Below are 25,790 nucleotides of genomic sequence, written 5' to 3'. Positions count from 1 at the left end.
ATGAGGATTGTTTTTCGGTGAGCTATTTAAAAAAACTGACTTAAGAATCCAGACTTACGATTTGTGACTTGTAGGCTACAGGCAGCAGCGCGTTACGTAAAAAAGCGTTGAGCCTTAACAGTTTTAAAAACTTGTATCCCCATAACACCGGTCGTAGCCAGGGTATAGTATTTAAGCGGAGGTGATTGCGTATTTCGGGTTGTACCACCAGTAATTGGGCCTGTTTTAATACCTGGTAACGCGCCGCACCCAAATGACGGCGATATTGATGATACAAGTCGACTGTTAATTCGCTTTTAACCAGGTTTTGCCGCAGATGTTCGCGGCGCATGTCCAGGTATTCCGAATAGGTTGCAGGTAACCCGGTAAGCTGCATGCGCGTACCTACCCGTTTAAATACGGCAAAGGTCTGGGCTTTCTCTAACAGGGTAAGCGGCCGCTCCAGCAGTTCATAGGAACTGATAGACAGATCGATGAGGAGGAACAATACATCACGATAGGCCCAGTCGGGTATTTGCGTGCCCCTGCTGGTTTCCACACTTCTATGAATGGCGGTGATCCTGTCGATGGCTTGCAGGGCCTCATCGCGTTCCGAAAAAATGATCTGCCGTGAATAGGCTACCGTTGAGAATAGCCGGCCCAGCGGATCGACCGGGAGCTTCCCGGTATAATACAGCCAATCCACCGCCTTGTTCAGGGAAAATTCGGCCGCTGCTCCCGCGAAAATAAACAGGATGGTATCGGCTTTGCCCCATATCTTTCGCACTATAGAGTGCTCATCTACAAAATATTCCATATTTATTTTTTTGGATTGCTTATTCTTTGTATACCCGCCACCGGACGTATTCTGCATTGTTCTATTATTATAATAAGAACGAAGCCACCTGTATAGCACAGTATATCCGTCCACGAAAAAGAACTGCCTAACAGCAGCTTGATGGTTTTTGAATTTTGCAGATCCAATAGCCTGGTTAAATGAAAATATTGCGAAATCTCAATAGCATATGCTACCAGCAATGCCAGCAAAGCTGCTTTAAGCGCGGGTATATTAAAGAAGCTTTTGATGAGGCAGTAAAGAAATAATACAGCCAGAAAATCGCCGCCATAAGGCCGGATGATATTATCGTGCACGTAACGGGCAATTAGCATCTCCAGCAAAAAAAGCAGCAGGGCAGGAGTAAAATATTGATATGATTTTATCATTTAAAAGTACTTTGTAATTTAAAGTAATGAATAAAAAATTATAATTCCAAACAGAAAAAGGACTGAGGACTTCCGGGCGAAATTATTTGCTGGATCTATGCCTTAATTTTTGAATATCTGAGTGAACGGCAGCCCGGTTTTCCTGATCAAAAAAGAAAAGTTGGACTGTTTTGTTAAGAGAAAATACAGTCCAAAAACCGACCGTTTGATATATATTGTTATTTGATTAATTAAAACTTTTTAAAGTTTTCAAAACCCTTCAGAAATTTGTTAAAAAGTGTTAAAATGGATGGTTTTGAATGAATTTTGAGCAGTTTTAGCTCCGTTTTGGCCCTGCTTTTTGATAAAAAAGTGTTAAAATAAAGCTTTAAAAAGTTTTTGGAGTAATAGATGAAAGTGGTTAAATATTAATGCTCCTGGTTTTTTGCGGTGGATCTTGTTTATCGTTAAAAGTAGTATAAAATATAGAGGAGGGTAAAACAATCTCGGGATACCGGTCATAAAAGTATGCCTTTTGCGACGGCAGCCTGAAGGCATCACAAATGGATAATACACTGTTTTTGATAAAATATTTTGGATCAGCAAACTGATAAGTAACACTTTCCGTATATGTGTTTGTAATCCAGTTAGTAAGAATAGAAAACATAAACTGTAACATTGACATTAATGTTTTTTTAATTTCAAATTTTTTTTTAATTTAGTATTACCATAAAACCTAAAATGAACGTTATTACATATAAATGCAGTAAAGCCTTGTGGCTTGTAGGTATTGTTATACCTTTTGCTATTGCGTTTATATGTGTTGTTGACATGAATGACCATAATTGGCCAGGTGTTTTACCGGTAGTCGCTATCCTGTGCGCTGTCGCTATTTATTATTGCAGGCAATGTTTTACCTACGATCTGCAAGATAAAGCTGCTCTGCAAATTGATCATGAGAAACTGATCTATCATATTGAAAATAAGGTTGTTTACTGGAATGATGTTACCGATATCAGCTGTGGGAAAATGCGTGGGCAGGGTATGTCGATCTTTTTTACTGTAAAGGGCGAGGGTATCCGGAACAGCTGTATTTGTGTATCTACAGATCTGATAGCGGGCAATGATAAGGAAATTTATAATGATATTATAGAACGCTACATAGCTGTTAAAATCAAAACTGTGCCCCCTTTTTCTGATCAGAAAACTTTGGCGGGGTAAGCTTATAATTCCAGGCAGATTACTAATGTATTTGAATTCTGTTTATCAGGAGTGATCTGATGAACGTTCAGTGCTCATAAACCTCTGTTTTGATAATATTCCACAACGTTGTAACTTTTCCACAATCCCGTAAATGCGCAGTCAATGCATTAACTTTACCCGATTAACAAAAGGAGTAACCGCTTGGCTAAAGACACTACCAAAGAAACCCCCTTAATGCAGCAATACAACGCCATCAAGGCTAAGTATCCCGGGGCTCTGCTGCTATTTCGTGTGGGCGATTTTTATGAAACCTTTGGCGAAGACGCTGTTAAAGCATCGGGCATACTGGGTATTGTGCTTACCCGCAGGGCCAATGGGGCTGCCACGCATATTGAACTGGCCGGCTTTCCGCATCATTCGCTCGAAACTTATTTGCCAAAACTGGTTAGGGCAGGGCAGCGTGTAGCCATCTGCGATCAGCTGGAAGATCCCAAGACCACCAAAACCATTGTAAAGCGCGGTGTTACCGAGTTGGTTACCCCAGGTGTAGCTACTAATGATAATATACTGCATCAAAAGACCAATAATTACCTGGCATCGCTTCATTTTGAAAAAAATACCATAGGCATCGCCCTCATTGATATTTCGACGGGTGAGTTTATGACGGCGCAGGGTAACAGCGATTATATTGACAAGCTGCTGCAAAGTTTTTCGCCAAGTGAGGTGATTTATCCCAAGAGCCGTTCACGCGATTTTAAGGATACTTATGGCGATCGTTTTTATACCTATGCGCTCGACGAATGGCCTTACAGCGGCGATTATGCCAACGAAACCCTGTTGAAGCATTTTGGTGTAAAATCGCTCAAAGGTTTTGGTATTGATAAGCTTAACCTGGGCATCATTGCCGCAGGTGTGGCTATCCATTACCTCAATGAAACTGAACACCGTAACCTGCAGCATATATCGTCGATATCACGTATCGAAGAAGACAGGTATTTGTGGCTTGATAGATTTAGCATCCGCAATCTGGAACTGGTTGGCTCGGCTAATGAGAACGCCAAAACCCTGGTTGATGTGCTTGATCAAACCAGCTCACCCATGGGCGCGCGTTTGCTGCGCCGCTGGATAGTGATGCCGCTAAAAGAAATAAAGCCGATCAATGATCGCTTAGGTGTTGTGGAATACCTGATAGCCCAGGAAGAGCTTCGTGAAGAACTGCAGCAATACATCCGCCAGATAGGCGACCTGGAAAGGCTCATCTCCAAAATTGGTTTACAAAAGGCCAATCCCCGCGAGGTGTGCCAGCTTAAAAAAGCGCTAATGGCTATCGGCTCTATCAAAAAAATAGCCGAAACATCCGAGAGTCAGCCGCTCCGGGCTATTGGCGAACAGCTTAATCCCTGTGTGCTTATTTGCGAAAAGATAGAAAAAGAACTGCATCCGGAGCCCCCGGTAATGATCGTAAAAGGATCGGTGATGAACGAGGGGATCAACGAGGAACTGGACAGGCTGCGCAAGATCGCTTTCGGCGGTAAGGGTTACCTGCTGGAGATCCAAAAGCGTGAGGCTGAAGCTACCGGTATCCCATCGCTCAAAGTATCGTTCAATAACGTGTTTGGTTATTACCTGGAGGTTACGCACAGCCATCGTGATAAAGTACCGTCGGAGTGGATCCGTAAACAGACATTGGTAAATGCTGAGCGTTATATTACCCCCGAACTAAAAGAATACGAAGAGCAGATATTGGGTGCCGAAGAAAAGATACTGGCATTGGAAACACGCCTGTATAACGACCTGCTGTATGCTCTTGCTGAATATATTAAGCCTATACAGTTGAATGCCCAGCTGATAGCCCGTTTGGATGTGCTGCTTAACTTTGCTACCATATCTATCAAAAACTACTATGTAAAGCCAGAAATGAGCGAAAGCCGGGAGCTGGATATTAAAGGTGGCCGTCACCCGGTGATAGAAAAAAACCTGCCCTTGGGCGAATCTTATATCACCAATGATGTGTATCTGGATTCGGAGTCGCAGCAGATTATTATTATAACCGGGCCCAACATGGCAGGTAAATCGGCCTTGTTAAGGCAAACCGGCTTGATTGTACTAATGGCCCAGATGGGCTGTTTTGTACCTGCCAAATCCGCTTCGATAGGTTTGGTGGATAAGATATTTACAAGGGTTGGTGCATCGGATAATCTTTCATCCGGCGAATCAACCTTTATGGTGGAAATGAATGAAACCGCCAGTATATTGAATAACCTGTCTGACCGTAGCCTGATCCTGTTGGATGAGATTGGTCGCGGTACTTCAACGTACGATGGTATATCCATAGCCTGGTCAATTGCCGAATACCTGCATAACCATCCATCGGCCAAAGCCAAAACGCTGTTTGCCACACACTACCATGAACTGAATGAGTTAAGCAACAGCTTTAATCGCATCAAGAATTTTAATGTATCGGTAAAAGAGGTTGGTCACCAGATCATTTTCCTGCGTAAGCTGGTACCGGGCGGCAGCGAGCATAGTTTTGGCATCCATGTGGCCAAACTGGCGGGCATGCCACCAAAAGTATTGAGCCGCGCCAACGAGATATTAAAAAAACTGGAAAATGAGCGTACCGGCGGCGAACATATTAAGGAGAGCATCCGCAAGGTTCAAAAGCAAGCCGTGCAGATGCAGATGTTTTCCATAGACGATCCGGTACTGGTAAAGATCCGTGATACTCTGAATAATTTAGACGTAAATACACTTACGCCAGTGGAAGCCCTGATGAAGTTGGATGAGATACAGCGGGTGATTAAGAGTTGAGGATGAATGTGCAAATGTGCGGATTTTAGATGTGCAGATGATAACATAAGTCATGCCGAATTAATTTCGGAATCCCAGGGGACAAGCTAACTATTATAAAGGTAATACCTCTGCCAATGGGATGCTGAAATAAATTCAGCATGACAACACACACCTGTCCGACTAAGCAAATACTACCATCCTGTCCGGATAGCGGGTGGCATAATTAGATACAATATTCTTGATATAGTCATTACCCGGATATGGGGTCAGGTAATTTTTGAGTTGCTGGATATTATCGGCATCAAAATAATGGGAGATGTAGCCCATGCCATAAAACTGGCCTTTCTCTACCAAAATACAGCTATGTTCCTCGCCTGTGCGACCCTCATCGCGGATGGCATAAGTAGGTAGGGCTTGCTTTAACTGATCAATAGCTGTATTTACTTTCCGGTTGTAGTCATCAACTGTCTCTATGCCTTCACAGGCACAGGAGCTACCAGCAACGCTGGTGCACAGGTCCTGGTTCTTCTGGATAAAGCACAATTTGGGACAAAGTTCAAAATTTTCGATCAACTTGTTTAGCAGGTTGTAGCCATCAAGCAGCGAGTTACAGGTATAAATCGGGTCGCTGTATTTACGATATTTATCTACCGCGAGGCGCAGGTAGCCACGCTGATCTTCAAATGAGTATAAGCAGTAGGCATTCTCAAATCGTTTCAGAGAGCGGTTGTATTTAGGCCACAGGCGTTTGATCTCGATGGCTTCCAAAACAAATGCGATCAATTCAGTACCGCAAACCTGGTAAGTTATCTGATGTATATTACGTAAAAACTCCTGACGTTGCAATCCGGGGTTATTACCCGTAAAATGGCTGCTCACCCGCTTCTTCAGGCTTTTGGCCTTGCCTACATAGATCACTTTACCCTTTTGATCATGAAAGTAATATACGCCCGGCATATAAGGCAACTGATCAAGGTCCTTTTTAGGAAGATTAGGAGGCAGTAGTTGTTCTTTTGACCCTTGCTTAAGCGCGCCTTTGATATGTCCTTCTGTGTCGCTATTTAGCAGCAAGGTAAACAGCTCTGCAGTGGCCTCTGCATCGCCACCGGCGCGGTGACGGCTTTCATTATCAATACCCAGGTGTTTGCACAAACGCCCGAGGCTATAGGAAGGTAGTCCGGGTAATATTTTACGCCCTAAGCGTACGGTACACAGTTTATTACATTGCAGATCGTATCCGGCAGCAGCTAAATGATAACGTACAAAGGAATAGTCAAAATTGACATTGTGCGCCACAAATATTTTGCCGTGGATAAGGTGATAAATATCAGCAGCTACATCTTCAAACGGTGGGGCTTTTTGCACCATTTCATTAGTGATACCTGTTAACGCACTAATATAAACCGGGATGTCCCTAAGCGGGTTTACCAGCGACTGGAAACGTTTAACCACCTTTTTACCGTCATGTATACATATGGCAATTTCGGTAATACCATTAGCGCTGGCATGGCCCCCGGTGGTTTCTATATCGACAATTGCATACATGTTTCAAATGTAATACATTTTGCTAATTATTTTAGTGTTTTTTTGTTTTTAAGGAAGATTAAAAAATGCGTCATTGCGAGGTACGAAGCAATCTCTAAACTATACAGAGGGAACTTTTATGGTTGACCTACCTATGTAGAGATTGCTTCGTACCTCGCAATGACGCGTAGGGGAAAACAAAAAGCCCTGAAAGACGAATCTTTCAGGGTTTTTTGTTTTATATGTCTTTCAGTCCTTTGTCCTAAAGTTTAAAAGTTCCAAAGTCAAAAAAACTATTTCTTCTTAGGTTGAATCTGTTGTTGCTGGCGCATCATTTCTTCCATGCGAGCTCCAAAGCCCGATTTCTTTTTCTTTTCTTCGGGCTTCTTTTTGTTTTCCTGGATCTGGGCATGGATCTTTTTATCATCAACCATGAATTTGATCAGGTATTGCTGTAAAAAGGTAAGCATGTTTGCCAGGAAGTAATAGTAGTTCAATCCTGATGGATAGCTGTTCAGGGTAGCCAGGAATATGATAGGCGTAATATAACCTATATATTTCATCTGACCGGTTGCGCCTGAGATCTGGTTGTTGAAATAAGTATAGATCAATGTCGATATCGTCATCAATAAACACATTAAACTGATGTGATCACCAATTAGCGGGATATTAGGAAAGGTAACTACCGCATCATAAGTTGAAAGGTCATGCATCCATAAAAAGCTTTCGCCACGCAGCTCAAATAAGCTTGGGAAAAAGCGGAAGAACGCGATCACTATTGGCATTTGTATGAGCAATGGTAAGCAACCACCCAATGGGTTTACACCGGCTTTTTTATAGAGCTTTAAATATTCCTGTTGTAAAAGGGTAGGGTTGTCTTCACCAACTTTAGCTTTGATTTCATCCATCTCTGGTTTCAATACACGCATTTTGGCCATCGACAGGTATGATTTGTAAGTAAGCGGTGATAAAACCAGCTTCAATACAATGGTTAGGGCTAAAATGATCAAACCATAGCTCCAATTAAACTGCTTCAGGAAGTTAAATACTGGCAATACAGCAAATTGGTTGATGTATTTTAGCGGTCCCCAACCCAGGTTAACCAACTTTTGCAGATCAGATCCCTGTGCTTTTAGGGTTGAATAACGGTTAGGGCCAAAGTAAAATTCCATGGGTACACTGCCATCAGCACTGCGTGCAATGGTCAGATCGGCTTTCATTTGTTTAACATCAGCAGTATCAGCTACATCGGTTGAAACTGCTAAATTTGAACGGCTGATGCCATTTTTAACGATCAACGCGTTTGAAAAGAAGTGTTGCTTAAAGGCAATCCAAGCCATTTTCTTATCGCTGATATCTTTTTGATCATCTTTATTTTCGCTCAGCCAATCATCATGGCCTTCAGTATTAAAATAATACACGGTTGAGTACTGACGTTCCTGCTTGATGTCTTTTTCCTGTTTGTGCAGGCTGGCTGCCCAGTTCAGGTTGATATTGCCACTGTTATTGATGATGCCGTCAAGTCCGGTTGGCTTAATAGTTAAGCCCAGTTTATAACCGGTACCTTTTAGGCTGTATACATAATCAATATACTGGGTAGGGCTGTAGCTTAAACGTAAGGTAACCGAAGCTGAATCTTTTTCGGCAACTTTAAGCTCAGGGGCACTTGATGTAAAATAATAATTGTCGGTATTGATAGGTGTATTACCAGCTGTGAAAGTTAAACCAAAATGATTTTGATCGCCGCTAAAAAGTATAAGTGGCTTTTTATTAAACGTTTTGAAGTTTTTCAACTCTACCGATGCAACTTTACCCCCGCGTGTGCTTAGTTTTACCAATAGTTCCTTATTCTCTAAGGTAATCACTTTTTCGCTGCCTACAGAGGCTGCTCCGAAAGGGCTTTTTAATAGGGCTGAGTCAACTGCGTGGGTTTTGCTGGTGTCTGTTTTTGCTGCTGTTGCCGCGGCAGTTTTAGCTTTGGCTAAGCCCTTTCTTATTGAGTCTTGCTGCTGTACCAGTCGCTCTTTTTTAAGTTCGGCATCAGATGGCTTCAGAAAATAAATTGAGCCAGCTATAATTGCCATGATCAGGAATAATCCTGTGAATGTATTTTTATCCATTATCTATTGTATCGAATGATCAGTTTTTTTATCAGTTATTGATCATCACTGTTAAATTTTCGTCTTTGTTGTTCATGATCGATGCCCTCTTTGTTACACTATAATATTGCTTAGAGTTATCATCTGCAGGTATGTTACGATGGCTTAACTCAATTATAGTATATTCAGAACGCGTTCGGCATTATAAATATCTGTATTTACTTCTTACGGGCATAAGCCAGCGAAGCGGCGACAAAGTTAATAAAAAGTGGGTGTGGATTAGCAACTGTTGATTTTAATTCGGGATGAAATTGCGCGCCCACGAAAAAGGGGTGGTTTTTTAACTCCACAATCTCTACCAGGTCGTTCTCCGGATTGATACCAGATGGGGTTAGGCCAGCGGTTTCATATTGTTTAAGGTACTCGTTATTAAACTCATAACGATGCCTGTGGCGTTCAGAAATTCGGGTTTTTCCGTATATGGTGGCCGCTTTGCTACTCTTTTTTAATTCGCAGGCATAAGCGCCCAGGCGCATGGTACCGCCTTTAGCGGTGATATTTTTCTGATCCTCCATCATGCCGATCACCGGGTACGGAGTTTCGGGGTTCATTTCGGTACTGTTGGCGTTTTCCAACCCTAAAACATTACGACCAAATTCCACAACCGCGCATTGCATGCCTAAACATATACCAAAGAAGGGAATATTATTTTCGCGTACATGGCGTATAGCCTGTATTTTACCTTCAAAACCACGCTCGCCAAAACCCGGGGCTACCAGTACACCATGCATGCCTTTTAATTTTTCAACAGCGTTTTCGGGTGTTAGTTGCTCCGATGGGATATATTCAACCCTCACTTTACACTCCATTTTGGCTCCAGCATGTATAAACGCTTCAGTGATAGATTTATATGCATCCGGGAGCTCTACATATTTACCTACCAAAGCGATGCGTACATCAGCAGTAGGGTTTTTTAAACGGCCCAGGAAATCTTTCCAGCTTTCCAGATCAGGTTCATTTTTATGGGCCAGTTTAAGTTTGGTTAGTACTGTTTTATCTAATTGCTCCTTCAGCATCAGCAAAGGCACGTCGTAAATAGTTGATGCGTCGATCGACTCAATAACGGCGTTAATATTCACATTACAGAACAAAGCTATTTTTTTACGGATATCATTGGAAAGCGGATGTTCGGTACGGCAAACCAATATATCGGGTTGAATACCATATTCCAGCAACATTTTTACGGAGTGTTGGGTTGGTTTGGTTTTTAATTCACCTGCAGCTGCCAGGAAAGGCACTAATGTTAAATGGATAACCAAAGAGTTACCAGAGCCATTTTCCCATCTAAACTGGCGCACTGCCTCAATGTAAGGTAACGACTCGATATCGCCTACGGTACCACCCAACTCGGTGATCACGATATCGTACTCACCACTTTCACCCAATATGCGGAAGTTTCTTTTAATCTCATCAGTAATATGGGGCACAACCTGTACGGTCTTACCCAAAAAAGCGCCCTCACGTTCCTTATTGATCACATTTTGGTAAATACGACCTGTAGTAATGTTGTTTGCTTTGGAAGTAGGGGTATTTAAAAAGCGTTCATAATGGCCAAGGTCCAGATCTGTTTCGGCGCCATCTTCGGTCACATAGCACTCTCCGTGTTCATAAGGGTTTAATGTTCCCGGATCGATATTGATATAAGGATCAAATTTTTGGATAGTGACGCGATAACCGCGTGATTGAAGAAGTTTGGCTAAAGAGGCTGAGATAATACCTTTTCCTAACGACGAGGTAACGCCGCCCGTAACAAAAATATATTTAGTCATGATTTTGTGTAATGTGGTACCTTTTTTACATGGTACCAATTGTTTGTGTACGGGATACAAAAGTATGAAAAATTTTGGGTTTCGCCTTAATAATTATTGAATTATTGATTTAGTGAATAGGTGATTTAACAGGATGTATTTTCTGTTTACTGAATTATACATTATATCCATAATGATTTATCCAGGCAATATCTGCTAATCAATATCGATCGCTATCGCCTTTAAATCAATATGTTAAAATGTGTTAAAAGATGTTAAGGAATGTTAATGCTCATGGACTTTTGACCCTTTAACCCGAACTTGGTTTTCAGTTACATATGACAAAACTTTACAACCTTATTTATGATACGCTACAATAAGATCAACAACCTGTTTGGCTGGCTTTGCCTGGTGATAGCCTTTGCCACCTATGTTTTAACCCTGGAGCCATCCGTTAGCTTTTGGGATTGCGGCGAGTTTATTGCCTGCGCCTACCGCCTGCAGGTATCGCATCAACCAGGTTACCCGATGTTTGCCATGCTGGGTAAATTGTTCTCGTTACTATCCTTCGGCGATAATATCAAAGTACCTTATTTTACTAACCTGGGTTCGGCGCTGGCCAGCGGGGCAACTATCATGTTTCTGTTCTGGACGATAACGGCCTTGGCTAAAAAGTTGCTGATTGCCAAAAACGAAGAAATTACCACATCACAAATGATTACCATCATGGGCGCTGGTTTGGTAGGAGCATTGGCCTTTACCTATACCGATACCTTCTGGTTTTCGGCGGTGGAAACTATTGTTTTCGCATTATCGTCATTATGTACCGCTGTTGTGTTTTGGGCGATACTGAAATGGGAAGCCCATGCCGATGAGCCCGGCGCCGATAAATGGATTGTAATGATTGCCTATATCATGGGCCTGTCCATCGGTATACATTTACTTAACCTGCTCACTATACCGGCTATTACCATGGTTTATTATTTCCGCAGGCATAAAAATCCTACTATAAAAAGCAGTATCGTGGTGTTTTTGATCAGTATTGTGATCCTTGGTCTGGTGCAATACGGTATCAGGGAATATACCATCAAAATAGCTGCTTATTCCGATCTGTTTTTTGTAAATACCCTGGGTTTGGGTTTTGGCAGCGGGGCGGCATTCGTGTTTGTAACTATCGTTGCGCTATTGATTATGGCTATCAGGTACAGCATCCGTCACAAAAAGCCGGCCCTGAACCTGGCGCTGGTTTGTGTGGTCTTTATCTATTTCGGTTATGGATCATTTATATATATCCCAATCCGGGCTACTGCCAACACCAATTTGAACAATACGCATCCTGATAACGCTTTTACGTTGAACAGTTATCTCAACAGGACGCAATATGGCGATAATCCTTTGTTATACGGCCCGCAGTTTGATGCCAAAGTTATTGACCAAAGCGAGGGCAGCGCTATGTACCGCAAGGGCCGTAACCGCTATGAAGTATCGGGCAAAAAGCAGAATTATGTGTTTGATCATAACACCATTATGCCCCGCATGCACAGCACCGAAGGCGACCAGGACTTTGCCCAGAACGTTCAATTCTACAAACAATGGCTTAACCTGCCCGATGGGCAAAGCCCGACTTTTGCGGATAATATGCGATGGATGCTCAGCTGGCAGATGTACCAGATGTACTGGCGCTATTTTTTGTGGAACTTCGTGGGCAGGTATAACGATCTTGACGGGCAAACCAGCACCGCATCTACCGACGGCAACTGGACATCGGGCCTGTTTGATGGTGCGCGTCATCTGCCTAAATCTATCACCACTTCAAATACTTATACGCCTTTATATGCACTGCCATTGATTATTGGAATACTGGGCATGATTTATCATTTTAAACGCAGGAGGGGCGACGCCACGATAATTGGCCTGCTTTGGTTTTTTACCGGCCTGGCCATTGTATTATATGTTAACCAGGTTAATCTGCAGCCCCGTGAGCGCGATTACTCGTACGTGGGCTCCTTCTACGCTTTTGCTATTTGGGTAGGGCTGGGGGTACTGGCTATTAACGATCTTATACGCCGCAGGGTTAACGCCCACGGCGCTGCGCTGGCATCGGTGGCAACTTGTCTGTTGGTTGCCCCGATACTGCTGGCCCGGCAGGAGTGGGGAGCGCATGACCGGTCCACTAAAATGATCCCACATGATATGGCCTATAATTTCCTGATATCCTGCCCTAAAAATGCTATCCTGTTTACTTATGGCGATAATGACACCTACTCGCTTTGGTACGACCAGGAGGTGGAAGGTGTCAGGCCAGATGTACGCATTGTATGTAATAGTTTGCTCGGGATGGACTGGTATATACACCAGATGGATAAGCCTATGAACCAATCGGCTCCTTTACCGTTAACCATGCCCTTTGAAAAATACAGGTTGGGCACACGCGATGTAATAGCGTATAATGATGCCAAAATAACCGGATCGGTAGATGTAAAAGATGTGTTTGATTTTATTACTTCGGATGATAACCGAACTAAGGTACAGTACCAGAACGGCGAAACCATGAACTATCTGCCCACCAAAAACTTTAAATTGAGCATCAACCCTGACGAAGTGCTGAAGAACGGTGTAATAACCGCACAGCAAAAAGATAAACTGACCACCGAGATGGAGTGGAAGTATCCGGCTAATTATATTTTTAAAGATAACCTGGCCCTGATAGATATAGTTGCGCATAATAATTGGCGCAGGCCTATCTGCTTTAGTCTTGGTTTCGGTCCCGAAAGTATGGGCGGTCTGCACCCATATGCGTACAAAGAGGGCTTTGTTTACCACCTGATACCGTTTAAGGCCGATACATCTGTACAAAACCAGTTGAGTAAGGTAAATAGCCAGGTGATGTATAATAATGTGATGACCAAATTTAAATTCGGAAATTTTAAACATGCCCGGTATCTTGATCCGGTAGCAAAAACTGAATTTTATCCTTTTATGGAAACTACTTTCCATGATTTGGCACAGGGGCTTATCAAGGATGGCCGGAATGATCTGGCCCTGAATGTGCTGCATAAATTTGACCAGGAAATGCCTGATATTAACCCCAATATCGACTCGGCTCATCGTAAACTACAACTGGCGCAAATAGCCTACAAACTGAATGATAAGGAACTGGCTAACCGCTATGTAAAAGGTATTGATGATTACCTGACCGATCAGCTGGCCTATAATTATACCCTGCTGCAGAACAAGCCCGAAGCGCTGAATGCCAACGAGGTACAGTTTCAGCTATATGTATTGAACGGATTGGCCGATACCACCAAAAACTATAAGGAAACTGCTCTGCATCAACAATACCAGGCACAACTGGATGATTATGGGAATAAATTCGCGACTTTGCTGAACAGACAAGAGTAATTATAGGCAAAAGCTTTATGGTATGATGCTCTCATGGCTAATCCCACGGAACATGCTTAAAGCTTACGCTTAAATTCAGCTGAAAACTGAAACCATATACCTAACGAGTTGGAAATTCGGTGAAGCGGGTACAAATCAACCCTAAAATAAGATGGCTGCCTCAATTTGAGACAGCCATCTTTTGGCTAATTAGTTTTCATGCTGCACCTCGTGTTGCAAACAAATTACACCTGAGCTAAAAACATGCGTTTTCAGGAGTTTCAGCGACTGCTTTTCTTTAATATTTTTAAATACCGGAATTCCTGCACCCAACAATACTGGATTGACGAAAAGCCAGCATTCATCGATCAGGTTTTCTGACAAAAGGGTGTGCGCTGCGGTAGGACTTCCGAATAACAAGATATCTCCTGTTGTTTCCTCTTTTAACTTATGAAGAGCTGCAGCATAGTCCTTACTAATCACCGTTGTATTGGTGAATGTTGCCTGGTTCAGCGTGTTTGATAGTACCACTTTATGCGCGGTTTTGTACCAAGCGGCATGTACCCTGTCGTGTTTGCTTGCATCGGGCTGCTCTGCTGCTGTTGGCCAATAGCTTTCCATCATTTGAAAGGTTACCCTCCCATATAGTGCCGTATTGGTTTGCGCGATCCTTTCCTCAACGAAATCAAAAATCTCCTGATCTACATGGATCCAGTTCATTTCGCCTTTTGTACCGGCAGCAAAGCCATCGAGCGATGTATGCATGAATAATACTATCTTTCCCATATTGGTTTTTATTTTAATTAAAATGATTGCTTTGTATGTGATACAAATCTCAGGGAAATATAGGTAATAGAATAGGGAAAAACCGACAAATAACAGGGGTAATTACGACAAATACCGATTTGCTTATTTATCCGGATAAGCTGATAATATAAAAAAAGCCGTCTCGGGGACGGCTGCTCCTTTTTTAAATACTTGTGGTACTATTATATTGCTGAACCAGGTTCCTGATCCGTTTAAAGCTGAATTTATTTTCGGCGGTATACTGAGTGTAAACCGCATTGTTATCGCTGATCAAAGTAGTAAACTCTCCCTTGCGCTGCTTTTTTGATTTAGTCATAAATACATCATCAGTTTTTAAGGGGCGGGCAATATCCGAGCCTTTGGCAACATACCACTTGGTAACTTGAGTAACAGTGTTATTTACATAAACATCGGTAGTTTCTTCGTACAAACTTATTTTCCCGGTCTCCAGAACAAGCAGGAACTCAGGCTTGGTTTTGCCTTCTTTGATAACAGCGCGGTATAGGGTATTCTTTTTGCTGATATAGTATTCTTTGATCTCTTCAGGTTTGATTTTTATAGCCTGGCTATTGGCGCTTGTTTTGTAATTGCCATAGCCGCAGGTTATTAAGGGGATCTTGATGGTACAAGGTATCGAATCACCCTTGGTAGTGATCACATAGTCCTGGGCTTGTGCTTTCACACCAAAGGTAAATAAGGCTGCAGCTATGTAGGTGATTACTTTTTTTAATAGAGGCTTCATAGTGGTGTGAGGTTAATGTAAAGGCAAAGTTATTACATGTTTAACCCCATAGTGTTATATGAATGCCATATTTTAATCAAACGATTAATAGCCTTAATAATTGTCTGGCGAAGGTTGTGGTAACTGTTGTCCGGTATTATACCAATGTACTAAGTTTTGGATTTGATCAATATCAAATTTATCATCTTTTATATATTTTTGATACACCAAGTTATTGTCTTTAAGCATTTCTCCTAAATCTGCCTTGCGTTGTTTTCTCGACCCGCCAGATGTCATTATCCCATTGCCTTTAAGTACTTTAGCTACACCTCCATTTTTTGATATATACCATTGATTATGGTTCATTGAAGGGCCCATCCACCTGCTGTTGGCAAAAAGCCAGTGGTTGTATTAGAATATGCATACAAAATAAGCTTTCCTTTTTCTAAAACTTCCAGAAACCTTGCTGAGCTATGATCTTCTGTGATAACTGATCCAAAAGTTGTGTTTGTGCGAGCTATATGATATTCTTTTATTGAATCAGTTTTTATCCTAACAGGCAAGATTCTCGGATCAGATAAAGTATACCTGATAGAGCCGGTTAAGAAATTTTTGCCTATATTACAATGGAGTGTGTCTCCTTTTATATTTATTATATAATCAGGATACTGTACTGGTTTTTGCTGTTTCGCTGCCTGATTTTGCGCTTTAGTGTTTAAAACCAGAAATAACGGCAGGCAATACAAAAGCATTTTTGTATAAAATAGTTTCATGATATTAGGTTTAAGTTTGACAATATAATTTAAAACTTCAATTTCAACAGGTCTTCTGGTACATCAACCGCATAGGTTTCGAGTTCAGTTTCGGCAACTTTAATGCGGTAGCCGTTCTCTATCCAGCGAAGCTGCTCCAGGCTTTCGGCTTTTTCCAGCGATGATACCGGCAGTTTGGTAATCTGCTGTAACACGTCGGCGCGATAGCCGTATATGCCGATGTGTTTAAAGAACGTATAAAACTCCAGCCAGTTTTCGGACTCCTCTCCGCGGATATGCGGGAGGGCCGAGCGCGAAAAATAAACCGCCTCAGATAATTTATTCACCACCACTTTGGGCGAATTTGTATTGAATAATTCCTCTTCGGTTTTAATTCTTTTGATGAGGGTAGCCAGTTGGGTATCCTTATCGGTAAAGCAAGCGGCAAGCTTGCTGATCTGTTCCGGATCGATAAAAGGTTCATCACCCTGGATGTTGATAATCACATCGTGCTCCGGATGCAGCAGGGCCACCTCTGCGCAACGATCGGTGCCGCTTTGATGGGTGCCAGCCGTCATCACGGCAACGCCGCTAAAGGCCTGTACGTGGCTAAATATGCGGTCGTCATCGGTAGCTACAACCACTTCGCTCAGGCTGCTGCACTTTTTGGCCTGCTCATATACCCGCTGTATCATGCTTTTACCGCCAATATCAACCAATGGCTTGCCCGGAAACCGGGAAGACGCGTAACGGGCGGGGATGATGCCGAGAGTTTTCATTTTTTGGTTCGGGGTTCGTGTTGTGTGTTTTGAGTTATCGGTTGCGGGTTTTGTGTTTCGTCTTATCAGTTGTGAGTATATGATTTGTTTTTCCGCCAAACCAACCCAAACCTCGATCCACGCCCCTCGAACCTCACTAAAACAACCCGTTAATTTCGCGTTCAATCAGTTGAACAATCGTGGCCATATCTTCGGTATTGTTGGCAAAATCAAGATTGTCTTTATCCAATATTAATAGTTTACCCAGCTTGTAGTTTTTTATCCATTTGTCGTACTTCTCGTTCAGTTTGGAAAGATAATCCAGACGGATACCTATTTCATATTCCCGGCCGCGGCGTTGTATGTTGCTGACCAAGGTAGGTACTGATGCTTTGAGGTAAACCAGCAGATCGGGTGGTTTAATGAACTCGGTAATATTATCAAAGATGGATTGGTAGTTTTCGTAATCGCGACTGGTCATCAGACCCATATCATGCAGGTTTTCGGCAAAAATATAGGCATCCTCATAAATGGTACGATCCTGCAGAATATTGCGCCCGCTTTTTTGTATATCCACAATCTGGCGGTAACGGCTGTTCAGGAAATAGATCTGGAGATTAAAGCTCCAGCGTTTCATGTCGCTGTAAAAATCTTCGAGGTATGGATTGTTGTCAACGGCTTCAAACAGCGGTTCCCATCCATAGTTCCGGGCCAGCATTTCGGTGAGGGTAGTTTTGCCCGCTCCTATGTTTCCTACAATAGCTATGTGCATACGTTGGGTTTTAGTTCATGGATAATAGTTCATAGATCATAGTAGTAGCAGAAAAATAGCTTTGAACATTTATTCTTCACCAAAATCTAGTCCCTAAAAATACACTATGAACAATGAACTATCAACAATGAACTTATTAAAATTTCCTGAAACCTATAATTTCCCTTACCTCACGTATGGTTTTTGAAGCGCTTTCGCGGGCTTTATCGGCACCGTGCTGGGCCACTTTACTCAGGTAAGCGGCATCGTTGGCAATAGCATTGATACGGTCGCGGATAGGGGCGGTGGCTATGATCATATCTTCGGCCAGTTGCTTTTTCAGGTCGCCGTAACGGATGCTGCAGGTATTGTACAGGTTATCGAAATGAGCCAGTGTATCTGCCGACGAAACTACTTTCATCAGATCGAATAAATTCTGGATCTCTTGTGGTTTGGTTTGGTTTTCAACGGTTGGGCCCGCATCCGTCACCGCGCGCATTACCTTTTTGCGGATGGCTTCGGGTGTATCACCCAGGAAAATGGCATTGCCTTCACCTTCTGATTTGCCCATTTTTCCTTTACCGTCAAGCCCCGGAATTTTTACCAGGTTATCGCTGTAGCTAAAAGCATACGGTTCGGGGAAATAATCGTGGTTGTACAGCCTGTTAAAACGGTTGCCAAAGGTGCGGGCCATTTCCAGGTGTTGTTCCTGATCTTTACCTACAGGTACTTTGGTTGCTTTATGGATAATGATATCGGCAGCCATTAATACCGGGTAGGTAAGCAGACCAGCGTTCACGTTATCGGGGTTGGCACGCACCTTATCCTTAAAGGAAGTTGCGCGTTCCAGCTCGCCCAGGTAGGCGTTCATGTTGAGGTACAGGTATAATTCGGCAATCTCAGGTACGTCTGATTGTACATAGATAGTAGCCTTATCCGGATCAATGCCCGCTGCCAGGTACTCTACCAAAACCTGCTTTACGTTGGTGTGCAGGTCGGCAGGGGTAGGGTGCGTAGTTAAGGAGTGCAGGTCGGCGATAAAAAAAAAGCAGTTATATTCCGACTGCATTTTTATAAAATTTTGCAGCGCTCCATAGTAATTTCCTAAGTGCAGATTTCCGGTTGAACGGATGCCACTAACAACAGTTTCCATAGGCTGCGAAAGTAAGGAATTTTTCTATTTTTGGTGGAGATGAATATGATATTGAAAGGTGTTGATATTTAACATAACAGTTTAGCCTGTGGCGATTGAGTATTTTTTCTAATTTTGGTCGCCATGAAATTAGCATTGAAAAGGATTCACACTTATTTTTACAGGTATAGTGTAGGGTTTTTTTTTATACTTTTCTGGCCGTTGTTGTTCCTGCTCTCCAAAAGGCCGAAACTTTACCGGTACATTAATAAGCTGCGGCAATTTATCGCCTTTATCAGCTCGGCATTCTCGGGCATATTTTATCGGGCTACCTTCGAAGCACCTATTGACTGGAGCCGTACCTATGTCATCTGTCCTAATCATACCTCCAATCTTGATGTATCCGCCATCAGTGTGCATTTGCGTAATAACCATTGTTTTATGGCTAAGGAGGAGCTCCGTAGTCATTTTATACTGAACTTCTTTTTTAACACTATTGATATCACCGTTAACCGCGAAAGTAAAATGTCGTCTTTCCGGGCGTTTAAAAAAGCAGCCGAAAAATTAAATGAAGGAGTAAGTATGGTGATATTTCCCGAAGGTACTATCCCCGATGTTTATCCGCCTGCCTTACACGCGTTTAAGAATGGCCCATTCAGGCTGGCTATTGAAATGAAGGTTCCTATTATTCCGATCAGCTGCCCCGATACCTGGAAGGTACTTTGGGATACCGGTTTAGAATTTGGCAGCAGACCCGGAATTTGTGATATATTTGTACATAAACCCATTGAAACGGCCCATTTAACTTCAGATGATGCCGACGCGCTTCGAGATGAGGTTCACGCTATTATTAAACAAAAATTGCAACAGGCATGACCATTGATAAAGAAACAGTTGAAAAAGTTGCCCACCTGGCCCGTTTGGAACTCAGCGAAACAGAAAAACAGGAAATGATTAAGGATATGAGCAAGATCCTCGACTTTATGGCAAAACTGAATGAACTGGATACAACAGGTGTTGAACCCCTGGTTTACATGACCAGCGATGTCAATGTGTTGCGCGATGATGTGGTAAAACAACAGATAACCCATCAGGAAGCGCTTGAAAACGCCCCAAAACATGATGAGAACTACTTCCTGGTTGCTAAAGTGATTGAGAAATAAGTCAAAAGTCGAAATTAAAAGTCAAAACCCGTTCATTGCACTTTTGAACTTTGGCTTTTTAATTTTGAATTATCTGTAACTTCACAGGCATATCTTAGTCAAAACCAAAAATATTATATGGAGCCATTGAATACTGACAAGCCATTAATAACCATTAAAGATATCGGGCGTAAGTACGTGATCGGTGCCGAGGTGATCCACGCGCTGAAGTCGGTTACCCTGAATATCAATAAAGGCGAGTTTGTAGCATTGATGGGCCCTTCAGGTTCGGGAAAATCCACCCTGATGAATATCCTGGGTTGCCTCGATACCCCTTCAAAAGGCGAGTATATTCTGAACGGTATCAACGTAAGCCACATGACCGATAACGAGCTGGCTGAGGTGCGTAACTCCGAGATTGGTTTCGTTTTCCAGACGTTTAACTTATTGCCCCGTAATACCGCCCTTGATAATGTGGCCCTGCCGTTGATTTATGCCGGGGTTAACAAAGAAAACCGTACAGAACGTGCTACCAACGCACTTAAAAATGTAGGTTTGGGTAATCGTATTGATCATAAGCCTAATGAATTATCGGGTGGTCAGCGGCAGCGTGTAGCCGTAGCCCGTGCATTGATCAACAATCCATCCATTATTTTGGCCGATGAGCCTACGGGTAACCTTGATACCAAAACATCCATCGAGATTATGGGCCTGATAGAAGATATCCACGCCAAAGGCAATACCATCATCTTAGTAACGCACGAAGAAGATATAGCTCTGCATGCACACCGCATTGTACGCATGCGCGATGGTTTGATAGAGAAGGATTACGCCAATACAGAGATCCAAACCGTAAACCGCAAGGTAGAGGAGGTGTAGAAAGGGACATGTCCATTAGAGTCAGGAATCAAGAAAATCCAATCATCCGTGAAACATTTACAAACTGGAAGCTTTTACGGACAAACCAATCAAACTATCTGTTTAAAAGGGATTACTTTAACAGATACCGAATACACCCATGATAAGGTAGATTGGCACTATCACGAAAATGCCTACTTCACTTTTATATTAGCCGGCCATGTTATTGAAGGCAACAAGAAAGAAATTTACAATTGCTCGGCAGGTAGTTTGCTGTTTCATAACTGGCAAGATCCACATTACAATATAAAACCCAAAGGCTTTACGCGTGGTTTCCACATCGAACTACAAAAAAACTGGTTTGATGGGTTTAATCTTTCTCAGGATAAAATTCAGGGCAGTTTCACCATCAATGACCCAGATGTTAAATTTTTGTTATACAGGCTCTTTAAAGAATCAAAAATTGACGATGAGGTAACCGCTCTTTCTGTTGAGGCCCTATTGTTGCAAACACTGGTCAAAATGCAGACGGGTAAATTAAGCTCAACACAACGGGTGCCGCTTTGGGCCAAAAAAATAAAAGAGATCCTGGCAGATGAGTTTGCTCAAAAGCACACACTTGATGATCTGTCGGCTCAGTTACAAATTCATCCGGTTCATCTTTCCCGTGATTTTTCAAAATATTTTAATTGTAATCTGGGCGAGTATATCAGGAAGTTAAAGGTCGAAAGATCATTTTCCTTGTTGCATAACCACCATTTGTCGTTAACAGATATTGCTTTTCAATGTGGTTTTGCAGACCAGAGCCACTTTTTGCGCAGCTTTAAACAGTTTAGCGATGCCAATCCATCGGCCTACCGTAAGTTGCTTATGCGGGCATGTTAATTCTGTTCTATTTTGACTATGTTAATTAAGGCAATTTTGTAAAATCTTAACAAAAAGAAAAAATGAAACGCTATTTTCTTATACTCTCAATAATTGCGGCTACATGTAAATTATACGCGCAAACTGGTAATATCATCGAACCAGAACCCATTACGTCAGCTATTCAAAAAGCGAATACCGGTAAAATTGTTTTTGAGGCTGATACCATCCCGCTTGAAAGTTTGAAACAGTCAGATTTGCTAAGCGGTTACACGGCCAAAGCTGCAAATAATTTGTATATGCGGCTTTTATTAGCCAATTCTTTAACCAATTATCAACACCAACTTAATCCGGATTTAAGTATAGCGGATTTAAACAAAGGGAATTTTCAATTTACTTTTTATGTAGATAGCAAACAGATATATCAGGAAAACCTCCATAAAGGCGCCAACTTACCTATTGTAAAAAATACAAAAACCACCATATTTATCCCACTCATCAGTAATGGAGGCGAAAGTTCCTGGGGACGTTTTCTTTGGGGAAGGTTCATGATACACGGTGGCGAAAACGCGCTTACAACTGGTATCCACCAGTTGAAAATTGAGGTAAGGCCTTATGTAGACATCCCCGAACTGAGGACGGGAGAATTGATAGCACAAGGTGAGATAAGATTTACCAACCCTCCGGTGGATGAGAAGGAGGTGGAAATACAGTCGATTAAGCCTAATAGCGGTTGGCAGGTATCAACAGCTGATTTTGATAGAAAGAGGATCATGGAAATGAATGGTCTCATAGCGGGCAACAGGTTTAAGCAGATCACCAGCGTTATAGTCATTAAAAACGGCAAATTATTGATCGAGGAATATTTTAATGGCAGCTCGCGCGATTCATTACATGATCCCCGTTCGGTGGGTAAAACTTTCGCTTCGGCCATGATGGGTATTGCCATTCATGACGGATTTATTAAAAGCGAAAACCAAACGTTAAAAGATTTTTACGACCTCAAAAAATTTAACAATTATTCGCCCCGGAAAGAAGGCATTACGTTAAAAAGTCTGCTCACTATGAGCTCCATATTTGACGGGGATGATGATGACAGCGATTCGCCCGGGAACGAGGAAAATATGTACCCTACACCTGATTGGGCAAAATTTACGCTTGATCTTCGTATAGACAGTACCAAAACAGCCGGCAAACAATGGAACTATTTTACAGCTGGAGCTACACTTCTGGGCCACATTATCAATAAATCTGTACCCGGAGGCTTAGAAAAATACGCGGATAGAAATTTGTTTAAGCCTTTAGGAATAACAAAATATCAATGGCCATATTCTCCTCAACATGTTCCCAGTACTGCCGGTGGATTGCAAATGCGTTCATTGGATTATGCCAAATTCGGGCAGTTATACAAAAACAATGGGACATGGAACGGTAAACAGATTATCCCCGAAAGCTGGGTAAAGCAATCGTTCACTAAATATCTTACCTTGCCAAAAGATGTGGTGGGCGAAGGGTATTATGGCTATTTGTTCTGGAATAAGACTTATACTGTCAATAATAAACTATACGAAACCTTTTATTGCTCGGGCAACGGCGGTAACAAAATATTTGTGTTTACTGATGTGCCATTGGTTGTAATTGTTACGGCCACGGCTTATAACAGTCCTTACGCTCATCCGCAAGTTGATAAAATGATGCAGCAATATATTTTACCGGCGGTATTGAAATAGGTTATGTTTGACCCAAATTGTAGTTCCAGCGTTAGACCCTTGAACTGGCTACGGGGAATTACTTCGCCTCCTGTCGTTTTAATTTTCCTGCTTCTACCCACCACCATTGCCATTTACCGCCCGATGCCTGTGTTGGGTTAAAATTGCTTACATCAAAACTTCCGTTGCCGGCCGCTGACCCCTGCACTTCATAAACCCGAATGGCCTGTTGGCTATTGTCCCAGGTTAAAGGCTTGCCTGGTTCGCATGTTTCGGGTGGTTTTTGGTTATTGGTCAATAAAAAGTAGGCCTTGCTGGTACCAAATACTACCGCATGCCCCGTTTCGTCGACACAAACCGCGGTATGCTCATCAGCCGCTATGCCGTTAGCAAATAAGTGCCAGTCTTTAGCAATCCGACTTAAAAAGGCCACGTGACGGCCCTGCCTGTCACGGGTAATATAGTGTTGATCGGTGATTACCGATTGGAGGAATGGAGCATGAAGCAAATCATCATGATATAATGTTATCAACGGATTGTAGGGATTGACCAGAGCCTGATCGGAAGTAACGCTGGCATTTTCGCCGCTGTAATAGATACCACCCATAATAGCACAACCAGCGCTGGTGCCGCCAACCGGCGCATGTTTTACATTGAGCAGGTAATTGATGGCATCCATAGTTTTGGTGCCACGCCAGTAGTTCATATAGTTTGATTGATCGCCGCCCGAAATAAATAGCATTTCGGCATTGCGAATGATATAGACAACTGTATCGTTATTGGCCAGCTCCCTGGAATCAATTTTAAGAGTCTCTACCGAATTTACCTTACCCAGCCCATATATGTAGGGGTTATAGCCATCCTTTCCCGATGCCCGGATGATCACCACATCGCCGCCGCCGCTGCGGTCTATCATCCACTTAAAAGCTTCGTCAACATCCCGGCCGCCACCTATCATCACCAGGCCGGCTTTAACTGGTGTATTTACATTGGCAGTATCGCCTACAATGCCAATCGACGCCGGGCGACCGTGGATGTGCTTGTCTTTTTTTAAGGTATCAGGTATAGGGTATGCTCCTGCCAAAAGGCTAAAGCCCAACAGAGTAATTATCGAAAGAAAAAAACGCATAGGTAAATATACGCTTAATACTTATAAGGTTCCATTTTACCGCATGAGCAGGCGCAGTTGGCATCGGTAATACCCAGTTTCTTTAAAAAGAACTGGTAAAAACCAATGCGGTCATTCATGTTGTACATGTTTTCGCCTTTATTACATTCTACCTCACCATTTACAATGTTAATGGTCATGCCAAAGCCAGGGGTACGGCCTTTTGCTTTGTCAACCGCGTTGGGCTGCCATTTGCCCGTCATCACATCATGTGCCGATGGTTTGTGTGTTTCTGGCGTCATCCAGAAATAAATGGCTGCTTTAAAAGCTACTATGGGGTCGGTCTCTACCAGGTCGGGATTGTTTAAGAGAATTTTGGGATCACCAAATATACAGGTAGAAGCCAGACCATAGTTACCATTATAGCTTAGCTGCATGGGGCCGCGGCCATAATACTTTTTGCCGGCAACAGGCGGATATTCGTCGCTCTCGGCAATATAAGCCTGGCTGGTGTTGCTTTCATGGATAAACATCAGGCCATCGGTATAAGTGGCGTTTACCCCGTGGCGGGTTTCATGAGCTATGTGCGCGAAAAATGCGGCCAGTTCCTTTTTATTAGCTTCGGTACCAAATTGGGTACAAAAGTTCCCGTAATCTACGGTAAAAGTGCTGTCGGGTTTCTTTTTGGCCCAGTCCTCATTCCAATCCACATCCTGGCGAACAACGCTTGTTTTGCCCGTTTTTTTATCTGTACGAATATATTGATAAACAGATGTTGCCCTTCGGGAGACCTTTATTCTTATCTGGCCCAATTCATCGGCAGCCTTGATGAAGGCCGCATAAGTGTAAAACTTATCGCGTTGCGGAAAAAGATCATTGAATTGCTTTTCGCTGATTAATGTTGAAATAGATGCCGTTTTTTGACCGGCGTTTTTCACAGCAGGGACTTTGGAGCTATTACTATTGCCGCAACTAAAAGCCGAGACCACTAATGCTGCAAAGGGTATAATGACAAGTTTTGATGATAATATGATCGATCTCATGATTAGTAGTTTTATAGTTATAGATTATCGTTCATGGATCATAGCTCATGATTGTACAGCTGAATTTCTTAAAACGTCGTAAAGTAACTTTTTAACTATGAACTATGATCAATGAACCATCAACTAAATGCAAGTTTAAGCGTATCATTTAAAAA

At 42.5% G+C, this 25,790-nt stretch carries 23 protein-coding genes; 8 read left to right on the top strand and 15 right to left on the bottom strand.

Annotation, left to right across the window (positions count from 1 at the left end; all coding sequences use genetic code 11):
- Positions 1 to 40: 40 nt before the first annotated feature.
- The 3 genes from AB6735_RS02505 to AB6735_RS02495 all read right to left on the bottom strand — a co-directional run bounded on the left by AB6735_RS02505 (position 41) and on the right by AB6735_RS02495 (position 1,867).
- A complete protein-coding gene (locus AB6735_RS02505) occupies positions 41 to 796 on the bottom strand; it encodes an oxygenase MpaB family protein (protein WP_370994244.1) in 756 nt (251 codons plus the stop codon).
- Positions 797 to 798: 2 nt separating this feature from the next.
- Positions 799 to 1,203, bottom strand: coding sequence for a DUF2809 domain-containing protein (locus AB6735_RS02500; protein ID WP_370994243.1), 405 nt, complete (start codon positions 1,201 to 1,203; stop codon positions 799 to 801).
- A gap of 400 nt (positions 1,204 to 1,603) precedes the next feature.
- Complete coding sequence (locus tag AB6735_RS02495; RefSeq protein ID WP_370994242.1) at positions 1,604 to 1,867, bottom strand: hypothetical protein; 264 nt, start codon at positions 1,865 to 1,867, stop codon at positions 1,604 to 1,606.
- Between the two features lie 56 nt (positions 1,868 to 1,923).
- Here AB6735_RS02495 and AB6735_RS02490 point away from each other — a divergent pair, with 56 nt between their 5' ends.
- Positions 1,924 to 2,403 carry a hypothetical protein gene (locus tag AB6735_RS02490; RefSeq protein WP_370994241.1) on the top strand — a complete coding sequence of 160 codons (480 nt, stop codon included), beginning with the start codon at positions 1,924 to 1,926 and terminating at the stop codon, positions 2,401 to 2,403.
- Positions 2,404 to 2,586: 183 nt separating this feature from the next.
- The gene (mutS, locus tag AB6735_RS02485; protein ID WP_370994240.1) at positions 2,587 to 5,196 is read left to right on the top strand and encodes a DNA mismatch repair protein MutS; all 2,610 of its coding nucleotides are present in this window, start codon (positions 2,587 to 2,589) and stop codon (positions 5,194 to 5,196) included.
- A 162-nt stretch (positions 5,197 to 5,358) separates the two neighbouring features.
- Here mutS and AB6735_RS02480 read toward each other — a convergent pair whose 3' ends face one another.
- The 3 genes from AB6735_RS02480 to AB6735_RS02470 form a co-directional block, all read right to left on the bottom strand.
- On the bottom strand, positions 5,359 to 6,723 hold the full coding sequence (locus AB6735_RS02480) for an exonuclease domain-containing protein (protein WP_370994239.1): 1,365 nt from the start codon (positions 6,721 to 6,723) through the stop codon (positions 5,359 to 5,361).
- A 272-nt stretch (positions 6,724 to 6,995) separates the two neighbouring features.
- The gene (yidC, locus tag AB6735_RS02475) at positions 6,996 to 8,822 is read right to left on the bottom strand and encodes a membrane protein insertase YidC (protein ID WP_370994238.1); all 1,827 of its coding nucleotides are present in this window, start codon (positions 8,820 to 8,822) and stop codon (positions 6,996 to 6,998) included.
- A gap of 197 nt (positions 8,823 to 9,019) precedes the next feature.
- A complete protein-coding gene (locus AB6735_RS02470) occupies positions 9,020 to 10,630 on the bottom strand; it encodes a CTP synthase (protein WP_370994237.1) in 1,611 nt (536 codons plus the stop codon).
- Positions 10,631 to 10,972: 342 nt separating this feature from the next.
- Between AB6735_RS02470 and AB6735_RS02465 the strand changes: the two genes are divergently transcribed.
- Positions 10,973 to 14,011 carry a DUF2723 domain-containing protein gene (locus tag AB6735_RS02465; protein WP_370994236.1) on the top strand — a complete coding sequence of 1,013 codons (3,039 nt, stop codon included), beginning with the start codon at positions 10,973 to 10,975 and terminating at the stop codon, positions 14,009 to 14,011.
- A 189-nt stretch (positions 14,012 to 14,200) separates the two neighbouring features.
- On the opposite strand, the gene AB6735_RS02460 is transcribed toward AB6735_RS02465, so the two are convergent.
- The 7 genes from AB6735_RS02460 to trpS all read right to left on the bottom strand — a co-directional run bounded on the left by AB6735_RS02460 (position 14,201) and on the right by trpS (position 18,932).
- Positions 14,201 to 14,776, bottom strand: a complete 576-nt coding sequence (locus AB6735_RS02460) for a dihydrofolate reductase family protein (RefSeq protein WP_370994235.1) — start codon at positions 14,774 to 14,776, stop codon at positions 14,201 to 14,203.
- Between the two features lie 184 nt (positions 14,777 to 14,960).
- Positions 14,961 to 15,539 (bottom strand): hypothetical protein, encoded by a 579-nt coding sequence (locus tag AB6735_RS02455; protein ID WP_370994234.1) that lies wholly within the window; start codon positions 15,537 to 15,539, stop codon positions 14,961 to 14,963.
- Positions 15,540 to 15,632: 93 nt separating this feature from the next.
- On the bottom strand, positions 15,633 to 15,884 hold the full coding sequence (locus AB6735_RS02450; protein WP_370994232.1) for a hypothetical protein: 252 nt from the start codon (positions 15,882 to 15,884) through the stop codon (positions 15,633 to 15,635).
- Positions 15,881 to 16,291: a hypothetical protein gene (locus tag AB6735_RS02445; protein ID WP_370994231.1), complete on the bottom strand. Its 411-nt coding sequence runs from the start codon at positions 16,289 to 16,291 to the stop codon at positions 15,881 to 15,883. The genes AB6735_RS02450 and AB6735_RS02445 overlap by 4 nt, the downstream gene beginning before the upstream one ends.
- Before the next feature lie 29 nt (positions 16,292 to 16,320).
- Entirely contained in the window at positions 16,321 to 17,049 is a 729-nt protein-coding gene (gene kdsB / locus AB6735_RS02440) for a 3-deoxy-manno-octulosonate cytidylyltransferase (protein WP_370994230.1), read from the bottom strand.
- A 136-nt stretch (positions 17,050 to 17,185) separates the two neighbouring features.
- Positions 17,186 to 17,800: a deoxynucleoside kinase gene (locus tag AB6735_RS02435; RefSeq protein ID WP_370994229.1), complete on the bottom strand. Its 615-nt coding sequence runs from the start codon at positions 17,798 to 17,800 to the stop codon at positions 17,186 to 17,188.
- 136 nt (positions 17,801 to 17,936) lie between these two features.
- Positions 17,937 to 18,932, bottom strand: coding sequence for a tryptophan--tRNA ligase (gene trpS, locus AB6735_RS02430; RefSeq protein ID WP_370994228.1), 996 nt, complete (start codon positions 18,930 to 18,932; stop codon positions 17,937 to 17,939).
- A gap of 123 nt (positions 18,933 to 19,055) precedes the next feature.
- Between trpS and AB6735_RS02425 the strand changes: the two genes are divergently transcribed.
- From AB6735_RS02425 to AB6735_RS02405, 5 genes are all read left to right on the top strand, one after another.
- Positions 19,056 to 19,787 carry a lysophospholipid acyltransferase family protein gene (locus AB6735_RS02425; RefSeq protein ID WP_370994227.1) on the top strand — a complete coding sequence of 244 codons (732 nt, stop codon included), beginning with the start codon at positions 19,056 to 19,058 and terminating at the stop codon, positions 19,785 to 19,787.
- The gene (gatC, locus tag AB6735_RS02420; protein WP_370994226.1) at positions 19,784 to 20,074 is read left to right on the top strand and encodes an Asp-tRNA(Asn)/Glu-tRNA(Gln) amidotransferase subunit GatC; all 291 of its coding nucleotides are present in this window, start codon (positions 19,784 to 19,786) and stop codon (positions 20,072 to 20,074) included. The genes AB6735_RS02425 and gatC overlap by 4 nt, the downstream gene beginning before the upstream one ends.
- 117 nt (positions 20,075 to 20,191) lie before the next feature.
- Positions 20,192 to 20,932, top strand: a complete 741-nt coding sequence (locus tag AB6735_RS02415; protein WP_370994225.1) for an ABC transporter ATP-binding protein — start codon at positions 20,192 to 20,194, stop codon at positions 20,930 to 20,932.
- Positions 20,933 to 20,980: 48 nt separating this feature from the next.
- Positions 20,981 to 21,796 carry a helix-turn-helix domain-containing protein gene (locus tag AB6735_RS02410; RefSeq protein ID WP_370994224.1) on the top strand — a complete coding sequence of 272 codons (816 nt, stop codon included), beginning with the start codon at positions 20,981 to 20,983 and terminating at the stop codon, positions 21,794 to 21,796.
- A 62-nt stretch (positions 21,797 to 21,858) separates the two neighbouring features.
- Positions 21,859 to 23,505: a serine hydrolase domain-containing protein gene (locus AB6735_RS02405; protein ID WP_370994223.1), complete on the top strand. Its 1,647-nt coding sequence runs from the start codon at positions 21,859 to 21,861 to the stop codon at positions 23,503 to 23,505.
- Between the two features lie 58 nt (positions 23,506 to 23,563).
- On the opposite strand, the gene AB6735_RS02400 is transcribed toward AB6735_RS02405, so the two are convergent.
- Positions 23,564 to 24,613, bottom strand: a complete 1,050-nt coding sequence (locus AB6735_RS02400) for a cyanophycinase (RefSeq protein WP_370994222.1) — start codon at positions 24,611 to 24,613, stop codon at positions 23,564 to 23,566.
- A 14-nt stretch (positions 24,614 to 24,627) separates the two neighbouring features.
- Positions 24,628 to 25,635, bottom strand: coding sequence for a chitinase (locus tag AB6735_RS02395; RefSeq protein WP_370994221.1), 1,008 nt, complete (start codon positions 25,633 to 25,635; stop codon positions 24,628 to 24,630).
- Positions 25,636 to 25,790: the final 155 nt, after the last annotated feature.

It is taken from the genome of Mucilaginibacter sp. RCC_168 (genome assembly GCF_041355315.1).
Taxonomy (GTDB): domain Bacteria; phylum Bacteroidota; class Bacteroidia; order Sphingobacteriales; family Sphingobacteriaceae; genus Mucilaginibacter.
The sequence above is the reverse complement of the archived record's forward strand: the minus strand, read 5'-3'. Positions and strand labels throughout refer to the sequence as shown.